Source organism: Arsenicibacter rosenii (genome assembly GCF_001870735.1).
Taxonomy (GTDB): Bacteria; Bacteroidota; Bacteroidia; order Cytophagales; family Spirosomataceae; genus Arsenicibacter; species Arsenicibacter rosenii.
This window is the reverse complement of record NZ_MORL01000001.1, coordinates 870,553-887,958: the sequence shown is the minus strand read 5'-3', so window position 1 is coordinate 887,958 and position 17,406 is coordinate 870,553. Positions and strand designations below refer to the sequence as shown.

19 protein-coding genes are annotated in these 17,406 nt (G+C 50.3%); 12 read left to right on the top strand and 7 right to left on the bottom strand.

Features of this window, described 5'->3' with window-relative positions; all coding sequences use genetic code 11:
- Positions 1–127: 127 nt before the first annotated feature.
- Positions 128–946 carry a M48 family metallopeptidase gene (locus BLX24_RS03400; RefSeq protein WP_071501623.1) on the bottom strand — a complete coding sequence of 273 codons (819 nt, stop codon included), beginning with the start codon at positions 944–946 and terminating at the stop codon, positions 128–130.
- Positions 947–1,126: 180 nt separating this feature from the next.
- Here BLX24_RS03400 and BLX24_RS03395 point away from each other — a divergent pair, with 180 nt between their 5' ends.
- The 10 genes from BLX24_RS03395 to BLX24_RS03350 all read left to right on the top strand — a co-directional run bounded on the left by BLX24_RS03395 (position 1,127) and on the right by BLX24_RS03350 (position 9,484).
- Positions 1,127–1,738 (top strand): fumarylacetoacetate hydrolase family protein, encoded by a 612-nt coding sequence (locus BLX24_RS03395; RefSeq protein ID WP_071501622.1) that lies wholly within the window; start codon positions 1,127–1,129, stop codon positions 1,736–1,738.
- A gap of 49 nt (positions 1,739–1,787) precedes the next feature.
- Entirely contained in the window at positions 1,788–3,851 is a 2,064-nt protein-coding gene (locus tag BLX24_RS03390) for a M23 family metallopeptidase (protein WP_083421763.1), read from the top strand.
- A 24-nt stretch (positions 3,852–3,875) separates the two neighbouring features.
- Entirely contained in the window at positions 3,876–4,325 is a 450-nt protein-coding gene (gene bcp, locus BLX24_RS03385; RefSeq protein WP_071501621.1) for a thioredoxin-dependent thiol peroxidase, read from the top strand.
- A gap of 48 nt (positions 4,326–4,373) precedes the next feature.
- Positions 4,374–5,231 carry a transketolase gene (locus tag BLX24_RS03380; protein ID WP_071501620.1) on the top strand — a complete coding sequence of 286 codons (858 nt, stop codon included), beginning with the start codon at positions 4,374–4,376 and terminating at the stop codon, positions 5,229–5,231.
- Between the two features lie 68 nt (positions 5,232–5,299).
- Complete coding sequence (locus tag BLX24_RS03375; protein ID WP_071501619.1) at positions 5,300–6,304, top strand: AAA family ATPase; 1,005 nt, start codon at positions 5,300–5,302, stop codon at positions 6,302–6,304.
- Positions 6,298–6,873 carry a hypothetical protein gene (locus BLX24_RS03370; RefSeq protein WP_071501618.1) on the top strand — a complete coding sequence of 192 codons (576 nt, stop codon included), beginning with the start codon at positions 6,298–6,300 and terminating at the stop codon, positions 6,871–6,873. The genes BLX24_RS03375 and BLX24_RS03370 overlap by 7 nt, the downstream gene beginning before the upstream one ends.
- Positions 6,874–6,878: 5 nt before the next feature.
- The gene (locus tag BLX24_RS03365; protein WP_071501617.1) at positions 6,879–7,838 is read left to right on the top strand and encodes a transketolase family protein; all 960 of its coding nucleotides are present in this window, start codon (positions 6,879–6,881) and stop codon (positions 7,836–7,838) included.
- Positions 7,839–7,968: 130 nt separating this feature from the next.
- Positions 7,969–8,529, top strand: a complete 561-nt coding sequence (locus BLX24_RS03360; protein ID WP_071501616.1) for an RNA polymerase sigma factor — start codon at positions 7,969–7,971, stop codon at positions 8,527–8,529.
- 38 nt (positions 8,530–8,567) lie between these two features.
- Complete coding sequence (locus tag BLX24_RS03355) at positions 8,568–9,050, top strand: hypothetical protein (RefSeq protein ID WP_071501811.1); 483 nt, start codon at positions 8,568–8,570, stop codon at positions 9,048–9,050.
- A 20-nt stretch (positions 9,051–9,070) separates the two neighbouring features.
- Entirely contained in the window at positions 9,071–9,484 is a 414-nt protein-coding gene (locus tag BLX24_RS03350) for a Spy/CpxP family protein refolding chaperone (protein WP_229201683.1), read from the top strand.
- A gap of 54 nt (positions 9,485–9,538) precedes the next feature.
- Here the strand turns inward: BLX24_RS03350 and BLX24_RS03345 are convergent, their stop codons facing one another.
- From BLX24_RS03345 to trpF, 3 genes are all read right to left on the bottom strand, one after another.
- The gene (locus BLX24_RS03345) at positions 9,539–10,528 is read right to left on the bottom strand and encodes a toast rack family protein (protein ID WP_071501614.1); all 990 of its coding nucleotides are present in this window, start codon (positions 10,526–10,528) and stop codon (positions 9,539–9,541) included.
- A gap of 3 nt (positions 10,529–10,531) precedes the next feature.
- The gene (locus BLX24_RS03340) at positions 10,532–11,032 is read right to left on the bottom strand and encodes a PspC domain-containing protein (protein ID WP_071501613.1); all 501 of its coding nucleotides are present in this window, start codon (positions 11,030–11,032) and stop codon (positions 10,532–10,534) included.
- 161 nt (positions 11,033–11,193) lie between these two features.
- A complete protein-coding gene (trpF, locus tag BLX24_RS03335; RefSeq protein ID WP_071501612.1) occupies positions 11,194–11,817 on the bottom strand; it encodes a phosphoribosylanthranilate isomerase in 624 nt (207 codons plus the stop codon).
- Between the two features lie 250 nt (positions 11,818–12,067).
- Between trpF and mnmA the strand changes: the two genes are divergently transcribed.
- Complete coding sequence (gene mnmA, locus BLX24_RS03330) at positions 12,068–13,174, top strand: tRNA 2-thiouridine(34) synthase MnmA (protein ID WP_071501611.1); 1,107 nt, start codon at positions 12,068–12,070, stop codon at positions 13,172–13,174.
- A 100-nt stretch (positions 13,175–13,274) separates the two neighbouring features.
- Positions 13,275–13,781 (top strand): GNAT family N-acetyltransferase, encoded by a 507-nt coding sequence (locus BLX24_RS03325; RefSeq protein ID WP_083421762.1) that lies wholly within the window; start codon positions 13,275–13,277, stop codon positions 13,779–13,781.
- Here BLX24_RS03325 and BLX24_RS03320 read toward each other — a convergent pair.
- The 3 genes from BLX24_RS03320 to BLX24_RS03310 form a co-directional block, all read right to left on the bottom strand.
- Entirely contained in the window at positions 13,776–14,645 is an 870-nt protein-coding gene (locus tag BLX24_RS03320) for a sterol desaturase family protein (protein WP_071501610.1), read from the bottom strand. The two genes, BLX24_RS03325 and BLX24_RS03320, sit on opposite strands and share 6 nt — an antisense overlap.
- A 69-nt stretch (positions 14,646–14,714) precedes the next feature.
- Complete coding sequence (locus BLX24_RS03315; RefSeq protein ID WP_071501609.1) at positions 14,715–15,788, bottom strand: AI-2E family transporter; 1,074 nt, start codon at positions 15,786–15,788, stop codon at positions 14,715–14,717.
- A gap of 131 nt (positions 15,789–15,919) precedes the next feature.
- Positions 15,920–17,296 (bottom strand): L-serine ammonia-lyase, encoded by a 1,377-nt coding sequence (locus tag BLX24_RS03310; protein ID WP_071501608.1) that lies wholly within the window; start codon positions 17,294–17,296, stop codon positions 15,920–15,922.
- Positions 17,297–17,406: the final 110 nt, after the last annotated feature.

The window sequence follows — 17,406 nt, the reverse complement described above, 5'->3', positions numbered from 1 at the left end:
GCTGCTCCGGGGCCTTTTTGGGTTTAATTTTTTGTCATTCCGACGCAGGAGGAATCTTATTCACTTGCGTGGTGAGAACCTTGAGAAACCTTCTGCCGACCAGATGTACCGGTAAGAATAACAAACCTTATCGCTTATAATATTTCATGGCCTCTGGCATCAGCTTCTGGATATCGTTGATCCGGCGCTCATCAGACGGGTGCGTCGACAGAAATTCCGGCGGTTTCTGACCGGAACCGGCTTTGGCCATGCGGGTCCAGAAAGCTACTGCTTCGTTGGGGTCATAGCCCGCCATGGCCATGAAGATCAGCCCGAGGTGATCGGCTTCTGATTCCTGAGCACGGCTATGGGGCAACTCACGGCCGAGCTGATAACCAACGGGCAGAGCAACACCCGCCGCCTGTAGCAACAGCGCATTCGCCTGACTTTTCTGAGTCTGTGATAACGTACCCAAAACAAGTTGACCGCCCTGAATCAGGCCGTTTGCCACAAGGCCTTCACTCATGCGCTCATTGCCATGCTCAGCAATAGCGTGTGAAATTTCGTGGCCCATAACCGTTGCCACACCTGCCTCCCCCTGACAGTACGGCAGAATACCGGTGTAGAAAGCCACCTTACCGCCGGGCATACACCAGGCATTCACCTGTGGACTTTGTATCAGGTTGAACTCCCACTGATAGCCATTCAGGCGGTCGCCTAAATTGTTGGCTTTCATGTAGTTTTCCATGGCCGTACGTAGACGCCCACCCACACGCTTGATCATGTCGGCCTGTGAGCCATTGTTAACCACCGTACTCGTATCCAGTACTTCTTTATAGTTGGTAAACGACATGGGTAATAACGTCGAGTTCGGGACGAATGCTAGCTGATTTCTGCCGGTCAACGGGACCTTCTGGCAGCCGATGGCCATTGAGATCAGTAAAACGCCAAAAAGTATTTTCTTCATTGTAGTAAACGATTTATAAGTAATCTGACGGCAAAACTGCCAAATATGTACCTTTTTTAGCTAGTGATTGTTCATTTTTTTTATTGTCGGATTCGGCCACACCGTCATTAGTCCGTAGATTTGCGGCTTTAAAACGGATCGTTTAACTGGATACAGACCTCTTCTGTGCTTCTCTGATACATGAAAATCATTGCTGTCGGCCGCAACTACGCAGAACATATTAAAGAGCTCAACAACGAGCAGCCCGATGATCCCGTCATCTTTACTAAACCCGAAACGGCTATTCTACGAAATAATGACACGTTTTATTATCCGGATTTTTCATCGGACGTGCACCATGAGGTAGAAATTCTGATCAAAATCAGCCGGACCGGTAAAAATATCGACGAAAAATTCGCCTATAAATACTACGACGAAATCGGCATTGGTATCGACTTTACGGCACGTGACGTGCAGAGTAAACTGAAGGCGAAAGGCTTGCCCTGGGATCTGGCCAAAGGCTTTAACGGCTCCGCCCCGATTTCCGGGTTTGTGCCTAAAAGCCAGTTTGCGGATTTGCAGGATATTAACTTCCGGCTCGACATCAACGGGGAGACCCGGCAGCAGGGGAATACCAGCCTGATGCTGTACAAAATCGATTACCTGATCTCATTTGTCTCCCGGTATTTTTTGCTGCAGCAGGGAGATATCATCTTTACCGGCACCCCGAAAGGCGTAAGCGGCGTAAGACCGGGCGACCGGCTCACGGCGTACCTGGAAGACCAGGTAATGCTGGATTTTGAGGTGAAATAAAGGTTTAGTATGCCTGTCTACGGGCTTTCATAGTAGTTAACGATTAAGAATGAGTATTCGACGGTTTGGGAAAAGCACTTTACTGGCTGGTTTTTTATCGCTTGGTGTAATTGGCGGTGTGTTTGGGCAACTGAAGCGGGAGATAAAAAAAACAGCCCTGACGTCGGAAAATGGCCCGAATTACCTGGAGCCGGGCTACTTTATGTTTCCCATCCAGCCAGGTCTGGCCAACTCGCTTTCGGGAGGGTTGGGCGATCTGCGGTCAAACCACTTTCATGCCGGTCTGGATATCCGGACCGGTGGCCGGGAAGGACTGAATGTGTATGCTGCCGCTGATGGCTATATCTCGCGGATTGCCGTCTTTACGGGAGGCTATGGCAATGTCATTTTTATCAAACACCCGAACGGGCTGACTACCGTTTACGGTCACCTGAAAGAACTGAAGGATACGCTGGGCGTGTACCTGCGCGAGCAGCAATACCGCAAACAAACGTTTGAAATTGACCTGCGTCCGGCTCCCGGTCAGTTTCCGGTGAAAAAAGGCGACATCGTGGCGCTTTCCGGCAATACGGGGGGCTCCGGCGGACCGCACCTGCATTTTGAGGTACGTGATCCGAAGGACAATCTCATCAACCCGCTGCTGTATGATTTCAGGGAACTGAGTGATAACCTGCCCCCGATTATCGAACGGATTGCGCTGAAGACCCTCACCACTACTTCGCGCATCAATGGGGAGTACCAGCGGATCAATGTCGCGCCGGTGCGCCGCGCCGACGGAACCTACGGGGTAAACCAGCCGATAACGGCTTCGGGGCTGATCGGAATGGAGATTCTGGGGTATGACCGTACCGGCGGATCGCCGTATAAAAACGGACTCAACTGCATCGAAATCAAGCTGGATGGCAAAGAGGTGTTTGCGTACAACATGGACACGTTTCCCAATGAGCTGACGCGGTTGATGAACATCCACGAAAACTACGAGGTAGAACAGTTGTTCGGCATGCGGTATCACCGGTGTTACGTTGCCGACGGAAATACATTGCCCATTTACCGGACCGATGGCCGGCGTGGTCGCTTACCGTTGTTCGACGGACAGCCGCATGAAATCGAGGTCACCCTCTTTGATGTCTATCAGAATCCGGCCGTACTACGGTTTACGTTGCAGCCCGAACCCGCAACGGTCGTGCAGGCAACGTCGGTGGTACCGGGCAGTGCGGCTGAAGCGGTTACCATTACAGTAGACGAAAGTGTATTGAAACTGGCCGTACGGAATTTCCGGACGACCGAAGTACCGGTAGCCTTACTCTTCCACGGGTCGACGATTGAAGAACTGCCGGTAAGTTACATCCGCCAGAATCAGGGCATATACCTGATCGATCTGAACAAACACATGCCGGATTCGATTCAGGTGGGGCGCGGCGTGGTCGCTACCAATTTCCGGAAGCGGATACTGCCGGGCAAACCGCAGGAATACGAAGGGGGGGGGGTAAAACTGAATTTTGACAGTAAAACACTGTTTGATACGCTCTATCTGACAACGCGGCAGTTGCCGGGCGGCATCCTGGAAATTAACCAGCCAACCATTCCGATCAATGACTATCTGACGGTAAACTGGACCCCGACCTATCCGGTGGCCGTCGATACGTCCCGTACGCGGGTGTATATGGTCAGCGGCGGGCGAAGCCGGTATGTCGGGGGGACCTGGAAAAACGGCCGGATTGAGTTTAAAACAAAAGAACTGGGACGTTTTCAGTTGCAAACAGACGTTAATCCGCCGTCTATTACTATGTTGTCGGCTTCGGCAAACGGCATTTCGGCCCGCATCAGCGATGACCGCTCCGGAATCGGTACCTTCCGGGCCTCAGTTGACGGCGAGTGGCTGCTGATGCAGTATGATTATAAACGGGCGCTGATCTGGTCGGATAAACTGAACCCGGACGAAGATTTTCCGGACGACGCGGAAGTGATCATCGAAGTCACCGACCGCTCGGGCAACGTGTCAACTACCCGGACCACCATCAGTAAGCCAAAGCCCAAAGCAAAGGTAAAAGCGAAATCGGCGGCTAAGAAAAAAGCGGCACCAAAGGGGAAATCCAAAAAGCGCCGCCGGTAAATAAAGCACGGAAACCATTCGACTATGAGTTTACAAGTTGGCGATGTAGCGCCGGATTTTACGGCTAATGATCAGAACGGCAACAGGGTCCGTTTATCTGACTATCGGGGCAAAAAAGTTGTCCTGTATTTTTACCCGAAAGACGATACGCCGGGCTGTACGGCGCAGGCCTGCAGTTTACGCGACAATTATACGGCCCTTCAGCAGGCGGGTTATGAAGTCATTGGCGTAAGCGTTGACGGCGAAAAAGCGCACCAGAAATTCATCAGCAAATATGAGCTTCCCTTTACGTTAATATCCGATACCGATCAGAAAGTGGTAGAGGCTTATGACGTATGGAAAGAAAAATCGATGTATGGCCGCACGTACATGGGCACGGTACGGACTACTTTTGTCATTGACGAAGGGGGTGTGATCACGGAAATCATCGGAAAAGTGGATACAAAAAAACACGCAGAACAAATTTTAAAGTAAGTTAACGACCTCCCCGGAGGCCACTGCAAGGCTTGCAAACCTAAAACTATGGAAATCCAACAACTCGAACAGATTGCTACTCAGGTTCGGCGCGACATCGTTCGGATGGTGCATGCCGTAAATTCAGGCCACCCTGGCGGATCGCTGGGCTGTACTGATTTTCTGGTAGCGCTTTATTTTGATGTAATGCGTCTGAAAGAAGACGGGCAGGGAACGGTTATTTTTGACATGGACGCCAAAGGGGAAGACGTTTTCTTCCTGTCGAACGGCCATATTTCTCCGTTGTTTTACTCAGTACTGGCTCGTCGGGGCTATTTCCCGGTTTCAGAACTGGCAACGTTCCGGAAACTGGACAGCCGTCTGCAGGGGCACCCCACTACGGCTGAGCACCTGCCGGGCGTTCGTATTGCCTCGGGTTCATTGGGTCAGGGTTTATCGGTCGCCTGCGGAGCTGCCCTGGCCAAGCGCCTGAACGGCGACGACTCTCACGTGTATGTGCTGATGGGCGATGGTGAGCAGCAGGAAGGTCAGGTCTGGGAAGGGGCTACCTTTGCGCCGCACCACAAACTGGGTAACCTGACGGCCGTAATTGACCTGAACGGTCAGCAGATCGACGGTCCGACGAGTCTGGTGATGAACAACCGCGATCTGGGCGAAAAATACAAGGCATTCGGCTGGAACGTGGAGCACATGGAAGGCAACAACATGGCCGACGTGGTGGCAAAACTGAAAGCATCGCGCAAGGATGCCGACGTACCAACCCTGATTCTGATGCATACCGAAATGGGCTATGGCATCGATTACATGATGGGTAGCCACAAATGGCACGGTGTTGCGCCGAACGATGAGCAGCTTGCCGTTGCCTTAAATCAATTACCACAAACCGTCGGACAGGCGGATTATTAAGCCATTGAGTGAATGTGCGATTGCGTGATTTAGCGAAAGCATTGCCTGAATCAAGATCTCTGTAGCGTATGAAGATCAAGCGCCTTGTCATCGAAAATTTTAAATCCATTGAACGGATTGAGCTCATTGAGCCTAATCCGTTTACGGTATTTGTCGGGCCCAACGGGTCTGGCAAATCCAATATTTTCGAGGCGCTGGAGTTTCATATCCCACAAACAGATGTTGGAGAGAAGTTACGGCTTTTTGGTGGTGCAGATTATCTTCAGAACAGGTTGATAGACAACTCTTCAAACTATCGTTTTCAAATAGAAACAGACACGTTTGTATGGGCCAGGAATAGCTCCTATCAAACTATAAGTGAATTAGATGCTAATAAATTATTAGTTGAAGTTGGACTAGTAGCTTTTGATGAACAAAGCCTGATAAAGAACGAAGAACGCTACTTAGATTTCGCCAGAAGGTTTAGCAGAATTTTTGTTGGTAATGAAAAGCTTCTTCGAAAGCGTTTTATTGATGATAGTAGTTTAAATGGCGCTGCTACAAATCTTGAGAAAGTGTTGAAGCGGGTTTTAACTGATATAATTCTGAAAAACGAATTCTTTGAATGGTTAGCGCTTTTTGTTCCTGAATTTAAGTCAGTCGAGGTAATAAAGAATCAGTATAGTACCGATGAAACGTTACTTTGGTATGAGCAGTTTTCAGACAAACCTTTTACCAAAAATCTGATTTCAGATGGTACCTACAACATTCTGGCATTGCTGACGGCGGTTTACCAAAGCGACGATAGACCGCAGTTTCTGTGCATTGAAGAGCCGGAAAACGGGTTGCACCCGCAGGTGGCCGGTGAGTTGGTTGATTTTTTCCGTACGATGTGTGAAGAGCGCGGACATTATATCTGGCTCAATACACATTCGCAGACAATGGCGTCGCGGGTTCGTCCGGAAGAACTGGTTGTGGTTGATAAAAAACAAGGCTCCACCAGAATCAGACAATTCAACGGCGATGACCTGAAAGGCTGGCGTATGGACGAAGCCTGGCTCACAAATGCTCTTGGAGGTGGGCTGCCGTGGTAAAGGTTGGCTTTATTTGTGAAGGCAAAACCGAAAAGGCAATTATCCAGTCAGATGCCTTTCAGGCCTGGCTGCATCAGAACCGGATCGAGTGCGTTTTTGAGGTTATTGATGCTAAGGGGGGAGGCAATCTATTACCGCACAATATCGGGCTGATTACCAAAGAACTGGCCCTGCGTGGCGCACAGCAAATTGTGATCCTGACCGACTCCGATGATGATTTATGTGTTACGCTGACGAGAGAACGAATCAATGCGTTGCCAAATCAACACGTTGTGGTAGCAGTAAGGCAGATTGAAGCCTGGTTTTTGAGTGATACAGAGACGCTGAAGGGAATGCTGAATGATACCGGTTATTATTGCAGAGAACCCGAAAAAATACCTGCGCCATTTGAGTATCTGAAAAACCTTTTTTTACTAAAAACAGGACGTGGTGTCGGTGGTAAGGCCATTCTGGTAAGCCGGATGCTCAAGTACGGCTTTACACCCGAACGGGCAGCGGAACATCCGAATTGCCCGTCGGCACGATACTTTTTAACTAAATTGCAACGGCTCGCTTCGACGGCCGGATAACAGACATGAAAAAATACACGTTTACCGAAAAGAAAGATACTCGTTCAGGCTTTGGCGCAGGAATTCTGGAGCTGGGCCGGACAAACCCGGATGTGGTGGCAATGACTGCCGACCTCGCTGGTTCCCTGAAACTGGAAGGCTTTATCAAGGAGTTTCCGGAGCGTTATGTCCAGTGCGGGATTGCCGAAGCAAACATGATCGGGGTAGCAGCCGGCCTGACCATCGGTGGTAAAATCCCGTTTGCCACGACGTTTGCCAACTTCGCAACAGGCCGTGTGTATGATCAAATTCGTCAGTCGGTTTGTTACTCTAACAAAAATGTTAAAATTTGTGCATCACACGCCGGTTTGACATTGGGTGAGGACGGAGCGACGCACCAGATTCTGGAAGACCTCGGGATGATGAAAATGTTGCCGAACATGACCGTCATTAACCCGTGCGATTTTAATCAGACTAAGGCCGCTACTATTGCTATTGCTGAGCATGAAGGGCCTGTATATCTGCGTTTCGGCCGTCCGGTGGTACCGATATTTACCCCGGCCGATCAGAAATTCGAAATCGGTAAAGCCGTTATCCTGAACGAAGGTCCGGACGTGTCGATTTTTGCGACCGGTCACCTGGTATGGGAAGCCATTCAGGCGGGTGAGAAGCTGGCTGAAGAAGGAATTGAAGCTGATATCATCAATATTCATACGATTAAACCGTTAGATGAAGAAGCAATTCTGGCTTCGGTGAAGAAAACCGGTTGTGCGGTTTCGGCCGAAGAACACATGCTGAACGGCGGTTTAGGCGATAGCGTAGCGCAGGTACTGGCCCGTAATTACCCGGCTCCGCTGGAAATGATCGGTGTTCATGATACCTTCGGGGAAAGCGGTACACCGGCCCAGTTGATGGAAAAATACGGCCTGACAGCAGATAGAATTGTTGAAGCCGTTAAGAAAGCCATGCAACGCAAAGCCGCCTAACGTAGAGACGCAACATCTTGCGTCTCCTTTTCCGCAGGTTTCGGGAATACCTGAGGCAACGAGACGTAAAATAGTCTGATGAACTGACGTAGACTAGAGACGCAGGATCTTGCGTCTCTACTGATATACAATGACTGACCAGGAACTGCTTGAGAAATACCGTGATCCGGCGAGCCGGAATTATGCCTTTAATCTGTTGGTACGTAAGTATCAGCAGAAAATTTATTGGCATATTCGCAAGATGGTTATCGACCATGACGATGCGGATGATCTGGTGCAGGAAACATTTATCAAAGTCTGGTCTAGTCTGGAACACTTTCGGGGTGATAGTCAGTTATATACCTGGATTTACCGCATTGCCACCAACGAGTGTCTTAACTTTCTGAATAAAAAACGGCGGAAGTTTTTTCTGCCAATCGGTGATGTAGAAGGCGAGTTGCTGGAGAAGCTGGAAGAAAATTCGGACTTCGTTACCTCAGGAGGGGATGTCAGCGGGGAGGAAATACAACTGAAACTTCAGAAAGCCTTGCTGAAACTGCCCGATAAGCAGCGGCTGGTATTTAATATGAAGTACTTCGATGATATGAAGTACGAAGAAATTTCGGAAATTACGGGTACTTCGGTCGGCGCGCTCAAAGCGTCGTACCATTTAGCGGTAAAAAAAATTGAAGAATTTCTAAACGGCGAGTAAACCTTATCCATTGAGGCCTGTCAAATAAGCAAATGGCTATGAATGAGAAGAAATACATATCGCTGGACGAGCTGAAGGCTGGGCATCCGCTCAGACAGCACCCCTTTGAAGGCAATGCTTCCAGCGTGCCGGAGGGGTATTTTGATATGCTGCCTTCACGCGTTCAGGCTCGGGTTGCCAAAAAACAACACGGATTCTCCGTTAGTTGGTCATGGCAACGCTCAGTTGCATCAATGGCAGGAGCAGGTTTGGTGGCGGCATTGGTCTGGATCACCTGGCCCGCCCGTCAGGAAGCGCTCGACAATGAATCCCTGAGCGGGGTTAGCAATGAGGCAATTCTGAGTTACCTGGACGAAGAAGGTGTGACAGTAGATGATCTGGTAGACAATGCTGTCCAACAATCGGCAGTAAGTAGTGATTCAACGTTGTTCCGCTATCTGGACGTTCGGCCGGAAGATGTTCGGCAACACATTGATACACACGAATTGTACGACCCACAAACAATGGAATTTGGTTCTTGAAACACACAGTAATGATTACCATGCGACGACTTATAGGCTTTTGTTTAGTTTGGTTGCTGTTATCGGGCGGGGTAGCAATGGCGCAAGGAGGAGGACGGCAGCAAATCGAAAGTGCCAAGATTGGTTTGATTACCAACCGGCTCAATCTGACCTCTGATCAGGCCCCGGGCTTCTGGTCGGTTTATAACGAATACGACGATAAGCGCTCGGATATCCGCCGGAAAATCCGTCAGCTGAACGGAGGCCAAAACCTGACTGACGAAAAAGCACTCAGCAACATCAAGGAAATTAACGAACTGAAACAGCAGCTGGCCAATCTGGACGAAGAATACTCGAAAAAGTTTCTGAAGGTAATCTCGCCCAAGCAGCTCAACGAACTGTACAACACCGAACGGACTTTCAGTAAAATGCTCCTCGAGCAGTTAAAAAATTAACGCTAACCCATACATGAAGAAGCCCTCTCAATGACTGTTGAGAGGGCTTTGTTATTAGTAGCGTTCTACCTTGAACCGGGAAATACCACCTTCGAACCGGATGTTGATTTTCTTCGTGGCTTTATCGTACTCCGGACTCACATACACGCCGTTTCCGGTGTTCTGAAAATCCTCAAGTTCGTTGATATTCAGCGCGCCGTCTTTTTCAATCCGGCAACCAACCTGAGCCGGTACACGAATCACGACAGAGGCCACACCGGCACTGACTTTAACATCGGTTTGAGCCGCCTTATCGCCTAGTTTGAGGTCTACATCGGCGGCACCGGCATCAATGGATACCTGTTTTACCTGAAAAGCGCTCAGGTCGAAGTCGCCTTCACCGGCCCCCATGTCGATATCAATGTCCCAGACCGGATTCGGATTCAGCGAAACATTCACCTTGTTTTTCAGCTCCCCGTCCTTAATCTTCACATTGCCTTCGTTGGGCGTCAGTACGATGGTTGGTGTGCGGGTGGTCGGATCGCGTTCGACTTCCATTTTATAGGTACCGAACGATTGTTTGGTTTCGGCCTTGATCAGGTCAGTCGACGTTTCGCCGATCACAAAATGACCGGCACCGCCCTCAAACCTGAGTTTTGCTTCACGCGTATCGGCAGACATCGTTTCGACAAAGACGTTTTCGTGTACCTTACCGTTGTCAGACCGGAACGTATCGTTTTCATCTTCTTCGGCTTCGCGGTCATCTTCCCCGTCGTCATAATTATCGTCGCCGAGGTGGTATTCGTACCGGCCGAAATCACGGTCGCGGTTCAGGAAACTGAAGAGTGCTACCGGGGCAATGATGCCAAGCAACAGGGTTGTGACTAATACCAGCTGACTGTTGCGTCGTTCCAGAATCAGGTTAATACCTGCCAGAATCAGTAATACGGGCCAGAAGTCTTTCAGGTAGTCCCAGTCGATGGCCAGCCAGCCCATATTGCGGCCGAGAAACAGCAAACCAAAGACGACAAAGAAACAGCCCCAGAAAAGTCCTTTCGTTTTCATGGCTTACAGTGTACCGCCCGGGTTCGACGGTGAGTTATAGTCGGTCGGATTGTTATAATTGGTCGGGTTGTTGTAGGTGTTGTTATCATAAGGCGGTTTGATCCGGTCCTTGAAGATAAGCCAAACGCCGATCGCGATCAGGAACAGTGGCCACAGATCGCCGAGATCAACGTCAAACCAACGATCCAGTAAAAACAAGACACCCAGGATGATGAGGACCACCCCACCAATGATACTACCTTGCGGTTTTTGATTTGAAGTATGCATAGAAAAAGAAGGATTAGCGTAAAGAGTTGATTGAGAATAAGCGGTTCCGTACAGACGCTCAGGCAATGCGATCCACAATATAACGTAAATAAGCAAAGCCGGGCAATGCGGGAGAAAAATTCCGACAACAAATAATGCGCGGATTAATGCACTATCGAGATTGAAATAGTGTGCCAGACCAGCACACACGCCCCCGATTTTTGCCTCACCGGGAATGCGTTCTAAGCGTCGTTCCATTGTTCATCAGTAGTTGATTGATGATGTAAACCTAGCAGGCAGCGGCCGGAACGACAATCTAAGATGGAAGAGTGGAAACAGGATTTGATGAATTGAGGGTTTTGCCTGATAATAGGTAATACATACTACTGTGTTTTGCCAAGAAAACCCTCAATGGTTGCTTAATCTTCGGTTTCGAGTACTTCAAGTATATCCATCAGCGCCCCGAATTCTTTATTGCCGGGACGTTCTTCGTCGCCTCCCTGCAACGCAATCCCTTGAACGGGCAGTGTGCTGAGCAGGCCGTTGATTGAGTCAGCGGAGAAGCCTGTGCCGAGTAATACCGGATGGCGGGCGGCCAGCTGGTTGATCTGTGCCGAGAGGTCAGCGTCTAAGTGGAGGGCTGCCCGGCTTTCCAGCAGGACGAAATCGGCACCTGCTAACGGGGTGGTCGCCAGGGCGTCAAGCTGCTCAAGGGAAAGCAGAGACAGGTCAAGCGAAAGAATTACCGGTTTGCCGAAGCTGGATACATAAGGCAGCAGCGCACTTTCGTTGATTTGTAAAATGTCGGGCTGATACAGCTCCAGTAATTGTTCGAGTTGGGTCAGATCAGTCGATGTTGTTTCGCCAACGATCTGAACGCCGGCCACCCACGAACGGATTTCGGCTAATTTTTTAGGATCAACGTATTCGGGCGATTGCTCGTCCATGGAGAAGCCAAGCATATCCACGCCCATACCGGCGCAATAGCGGGCATCACTCAGATTCGTAACGTTGCTGATTTTGACGATGGTTTTCAGAGCCATTGTAGACAGAAAAGAACAGGACAGCATAGCGGTGCGTGAGCAGCCGGCCTCTGTCCGGTGAAGTAAGGTACAAAAGTAATGGTACCATCCGATTCCTCATAGATTGATTTCGGATTCAGCGCTTTTTCTCTCAGATGGGGGCTGTTGTGAAATTCGGGCCGTATACTGAATGATTTTTACAGAAACAGCGTTACGGGGTTTGAATTCAGTATATCTTTAATCGCAGGGCTTTGAACCCTGGACGGATCCAATGAGCAAACACGGACGCATTCTGGTCGCTATGAGTGGCGGCATCGACTCTTCGCTGGCAGCAGTTTTATTACACGAAGAAGGGTATGAAGTAATTGGTATGACGATGAAAACCTGGGATTATGCGTCCTCGGGTGGTACCAAAAAAGAAACCGGCTGCTGTAGCCTCGATTCCATTAACGATGCCCGTAACATTGCCGTTAGCCTGGGCTTCCCCCATTATATTCTCGACATCCGGTCGGAATTCGGGGACTATGTAATTGATCACTTTACAAACGAATACCTGTCGGGCCGGACACCGAACCCGTGTGTGCTGTGTAATACCCACATCAAATGGGATGCCTTGCTCCGCCGCGCCGACCGGCTCGGCTGCGAGTTTATCGCAACCGGCCACTATGCCAACCTGCGCGAAGAAAATGGACGGCAGGTGGTTTCGAAAGGCATTGATAACCTCAAAGATCAGTCGTATGTGCTCTGGGGGGTGTCGCAGGAAAGCCTGGGCCGGACAAAATTACCGTTGGGGCACCTGCGTAAATCCGAAATCCGTGAGATGGCTAAAGAACGCGGATTTATCGAGCTGGTGACAAAATCGGAGTCGTATGAAATCTGTTTTGTACCCGATAATGACTACCGTGGTTTTCTGAAACGCCGTGTGCCGGGGCTCGAAAAAGAAGTGGCTGGTGGTAATTTTGTGATGGAAGATGGCCGCGTGGTTGGTAAACACGAAGGATACCCGTTTTATACCATCGGGCAGCGGAAAGGATTAGGCATTGCCCTGGGACATCCCGTTTTCGTGACCGATATCCGGAAAGATACCAACGAAGTAGTACTGGGGCTGGATCAGGACTTATACCGCGATGGTATGCTGGTCAGTAAGCTGAATCTGCAGAAATATGCGGCGATAGAAGCACCCATGGAAACCGTGACAAAAGTGCGGTATAAAGACCAGGGGACCAAAGCCATTATTTCGCAGGAGGCCGATGACCAGATTAAGGTGTTATTTGAACAGGGCGTATCGGCCATTGCGCCGGGACAGGCGGCTGTTTTCTACGAAGGCGACGACGTTGTCGGCGGAGGCTGGATCATGAAAAGCTTCCGGCAGGAATAGACCAGACCGGTTTTTCTATAAAACATGTACCTTGCAACAGGATTGACAGCCATGCTGTCAGTCCTGTTTTTTTTACCTGAAAACTACCGCTAAGAACACAATGCTTATCCGTGAAACACCCCGGCTGGAAATCCGTCAACTGGTGGTTGACGATGCTCCGTTTATTCAAACCTTACTGACCAGCCCGTCCTGGATGGAATTTATCGGCGATCGGGGCGTAAAAAACGAAGCTGATGCCCGCTGGTATATCCGGGACGTACAGCAGGCGAATTATGAGAAATATGGTTTTGGTTTATATCTGATCTACGAAAAGGCGTTGCTGCAGCCGATTGGCTTATGCGGGTTGCTGCAACGTGATTTTCTGGATGCGCCGGACATGGGCTTTGCTTTGCTTGACGAGTATGCCGGAAAAGGGTATGCCCGGGAGGCGGCAGAGGCTGTGCTTGATTTTGCCCGCAGCAAGGGGTATTCACGGCTGTATGCGTTTACCATTCAGCACAATCCGCGATCACAGGGACTGCTGGGCCGTCTGGGTTTTTCCCATACCCGTACTATGCCCAGTCCGGACGGCCGGCATGAGTTTTGGGTTTTTGAGCGGACGTTATAATACCGGTTTAACCGCTCGCGGGGGTTGCGGGTCAGGTTGTTCTGTTGCAACCGGCGGGCGGTATCCCTTAAACGGCAGCTTTAACATATTGCCGATGTGTTGATGTTCGGCGGGGTTAGTATAGGTGTCCAGTCCATAGACAAGTTTCTGATTATCAACCTGTACGAAGGTACCGAGGAGCCGGTCCCAGACTGAGAAAATGTTGCCGTAGTTTGTATTGGAGAGTGGCAGCGCGTAGTGGTGGTGTACATGGTGCATGTTCGGCGTAACGATCAGCCAGCTCATGGCTTTGTCGGCCCATGCAGGCAGAACGATGTTGGCATGGTTAAACTGCGACAGTACCACCGACAGCGACTGATACAGGAACACCAGCCACATTGGCGCACCTGTGATTACGATAGCCAGGGTTGTAAACAGAAACCGGATGACACTCTCGCCGGGATGATGGCGGTTTGCGGTGGTCGTATCAACATGGGTATCTGAATGATGAATCGTATGGAACTGCCAGAGCCACCAGATGTGGTGCTCCGTCCAGTGGGCCAGCCATGCCCCGACAAAATCCATTAGCAGGAGCCCCGCAATCAGCTGCACCCAGACAGGCATGGCTACCCAGTGCAGCAGGCCAATCTGGGCCTGCGTAGTCCAGTCAACGGTTTTGACCAGAATAAAGGCTAAAACAAAATTGACCAGTATCGTGGTAAACGTAAAGAAGAAGTTAATGCCGGCGTGGCTCCATTTTTGGTAGGAAAACCGGAAAAGCGGAACCGCACTTTCGAGCAGCCAGAAGACAGTAATGCCACTTACCAGAATCAGGCTTCGGTGGGCTGAAGGGATATGTTCAAAATAAGCGATGACGTCGTTCATGGGAAAGTGCTGTTTTTTCTGCGTATAACAAAAATAGGCACTTTCCCGTGAATATGCCAATGCGGATTATTATTTACGGGGTAAGCTCTCCGCTCTTGCTTCTACATCGTCCTGGTCCCTGGCAATTTCGATACGGAGCTTATGGTTCTCGCGTTCAAAAACTTTCATCAAGACAATAAAGTAGGAGAGCAGTAGTGGCCCGATCACTAAGCCAAGGATACCGAAAATAGGAACCCCTAACACGATACCGACCAGCGTAATCAGCGGATGAACGTCGCCCATGCGTTTGGCCAGCCAGATGCGCAGCAGGTTATCAATGTTGATGATGACAATGGCGCCTACCAGCAGAATACCTACTCCCTGACCGGTATTACCGCTGGAAATCTGCAGGATGGCGGCGGGTACAAAAACCACCGGAGTACCAAGTACGGGAATAAAGGCAAAGAAAAAGGTAACCATGCCCCAGAACGCCGGGTCGGGCACTCCGAAAATCCAGAGCGTCAGGCCGGTCAGAATGGCCTGAACAAAGGAGACGAGTGCTTGCCCGAGTACGTTGGCATTCACCATGTTCTTAAGCTCTTCGCCCAGGTTGTTGAGTGTCGCTGACTTAAATGGCAGGTACTTCCGGAGCCCTTTCAGAAACGACTCTTCTTCCATAAACATGAAGTAGAGCGCGACATAAAGCAGGCCCATGATAATGATAAAATCGAGGGTCCCGCTAAGAACAGACGGGAATTGCTTACTGGCAAATGACGCCCCCTGCTGTACCATCGACCGGATATTCTTCTCGTCAGTAATCTTGAACTTCGTCAGTTGTTCGACCTTATTAATCAGTTGCAGAATCGGTTCCGGATTGCGGCTGTAAAACTGGATCCGGCTGGCCAGCAACAGGCTCAGGGCCAGAAAAGGCAGAATAATGACAACAATGGAAAAAACGATCAGCAGCACAGTAACCAGTGTCCGGTTCCAGCCGCGCTTATGGACCAGGTTATGGAACCACGGCCGGAAAACGACGTAAAGGATCACGGCTCCTAAAAAGGCTGTGATGTATTGGCTGACGCCGACAATAATGAAGCCCCCGATAATGAACAGGCTGGCAATCAGTAGTATTCGTTGCTGGTTGGGTGTATAGATATTCGACATGATTAACGTTCCTTCGTTCTGTTGGTAACTGCATGGTTCTGCTCACTGTGTTCTGCGTTGCGGCAATTAGTAAACGAACACAGAACACAGTAAACAGAATCTGTTTGTTAAACTGCCGGATATGAAAATTGTTAACATTCGGTAGCACTGAGGGCCAGCCCCGCTTCCGATGTTTCCTTGTATTTGGTCGACATGTCGCGGCCGGTTGCTTTCATCACTTTGATGACCGAGTCGAGCGAAATCTTTTGCATCGACGGCGCGCCGGACGTTGCCAGCAAAAAGGCGTTGTAGGCTTTAACGGCCCCCATGGCATTTCGTTCGATGCAGGGAATCTGCACATACCCGCCAATCGGGTCGCAGGTCATGCCCAGGTGATGTTCGATGCCGATTTCGGCGGCCGATTCAACCGCGTCGATGGACTTACCGGCTGCATGCGTCAGGAAGGCGGCCCCCATCGCCGACGCTGAGCCGATTTCGCCCATGCACCCCATTTCGGCTCCCGAGATACTGGCATTGTGTTTGACCAGAAAACCAACCGCCGCCGCCGCCATCATGCCTTTCCGTAAGGTTGCCTTGTCGTAGTGGAAATGGTGTTTGGCGAGATAGGTCAAGCCCGGAATGACACCGGAAGCCCCTGAGGTCGGGGCAGTTACAACAATACCGCCCGCCGCGTTCTCTTCAGATGCCGCCAGACAGTAGGCATTCAGAAAGATCAGAAAACTGTCTGACGAATGGGACATGCCTTTCGCCTGTTGGTAGAGCAACGGAGCCTTTCGCCGTAGTTTGATCGAACCCGGCAAGGTGCCTTTGTGCCGTAGTCCGCGCCGGACGGCCCGGTGCATAAAGTCCAGAATCTGATCAATACGTTGGTTGATTTCTTTGGCAGAACGGCCGGTCAGAGCGATTTCATTGGCCATGATCAGTTCATCCAGCGACAGGTTATGTTGGCTCAGATGCGCTTTCAGTTCTTTCATGGTCTGGTAGGGATACGGCGGTTCAATCGAGGCCTGAGGCGTTTCGGGTTCCCCTTTCCGGATCACAAACCCACCACCGATCGAGTAATATTCTTCTTCCAGCAGCACCTCATCCCCGCCGGCCAGCCGCAGCACCATGGTATTGGCATAGGGCGAGTCATACCGGCGGCGTTCAAAATAAATATCCGACGGTCCAACGGGATAGGTGTGGCCGTTTACGGTAACGGGGTATTGCTGGTCCGGGTCTTTCAGCAGCGCGAGCAGTTGATCCGGATCGGTTGTTTCGGGTTGCCAGCCGAGCAGACCGGCTACGATAGCACGGTCGGTGCCGTGCCCTTTCCCCGTGGCACTCAGGGAGCCAAAGAGCAGCATATCAATGCGGTTGGCTTTCGCCAGGGTTTCTTCTGACAAATCACCGATGCGCCCGCGAAAATCAAAAGCCGCTTTCATCGGGCCGATTGTATGAGAACTCGACGGGCCGGGGCCTACTTTAAATAAGTCAAAAACAGATGTTGTAATGGCTGAGGTATTCATAAAAATGCTTGCGGACAAGTTGATGAAGGAGGCCAAAAATACAAAAAGAAATGCCAGGCAATATACCTGGCATTTCTTTTTGAGGGGTACTCAGATTTCAGATGTATCAG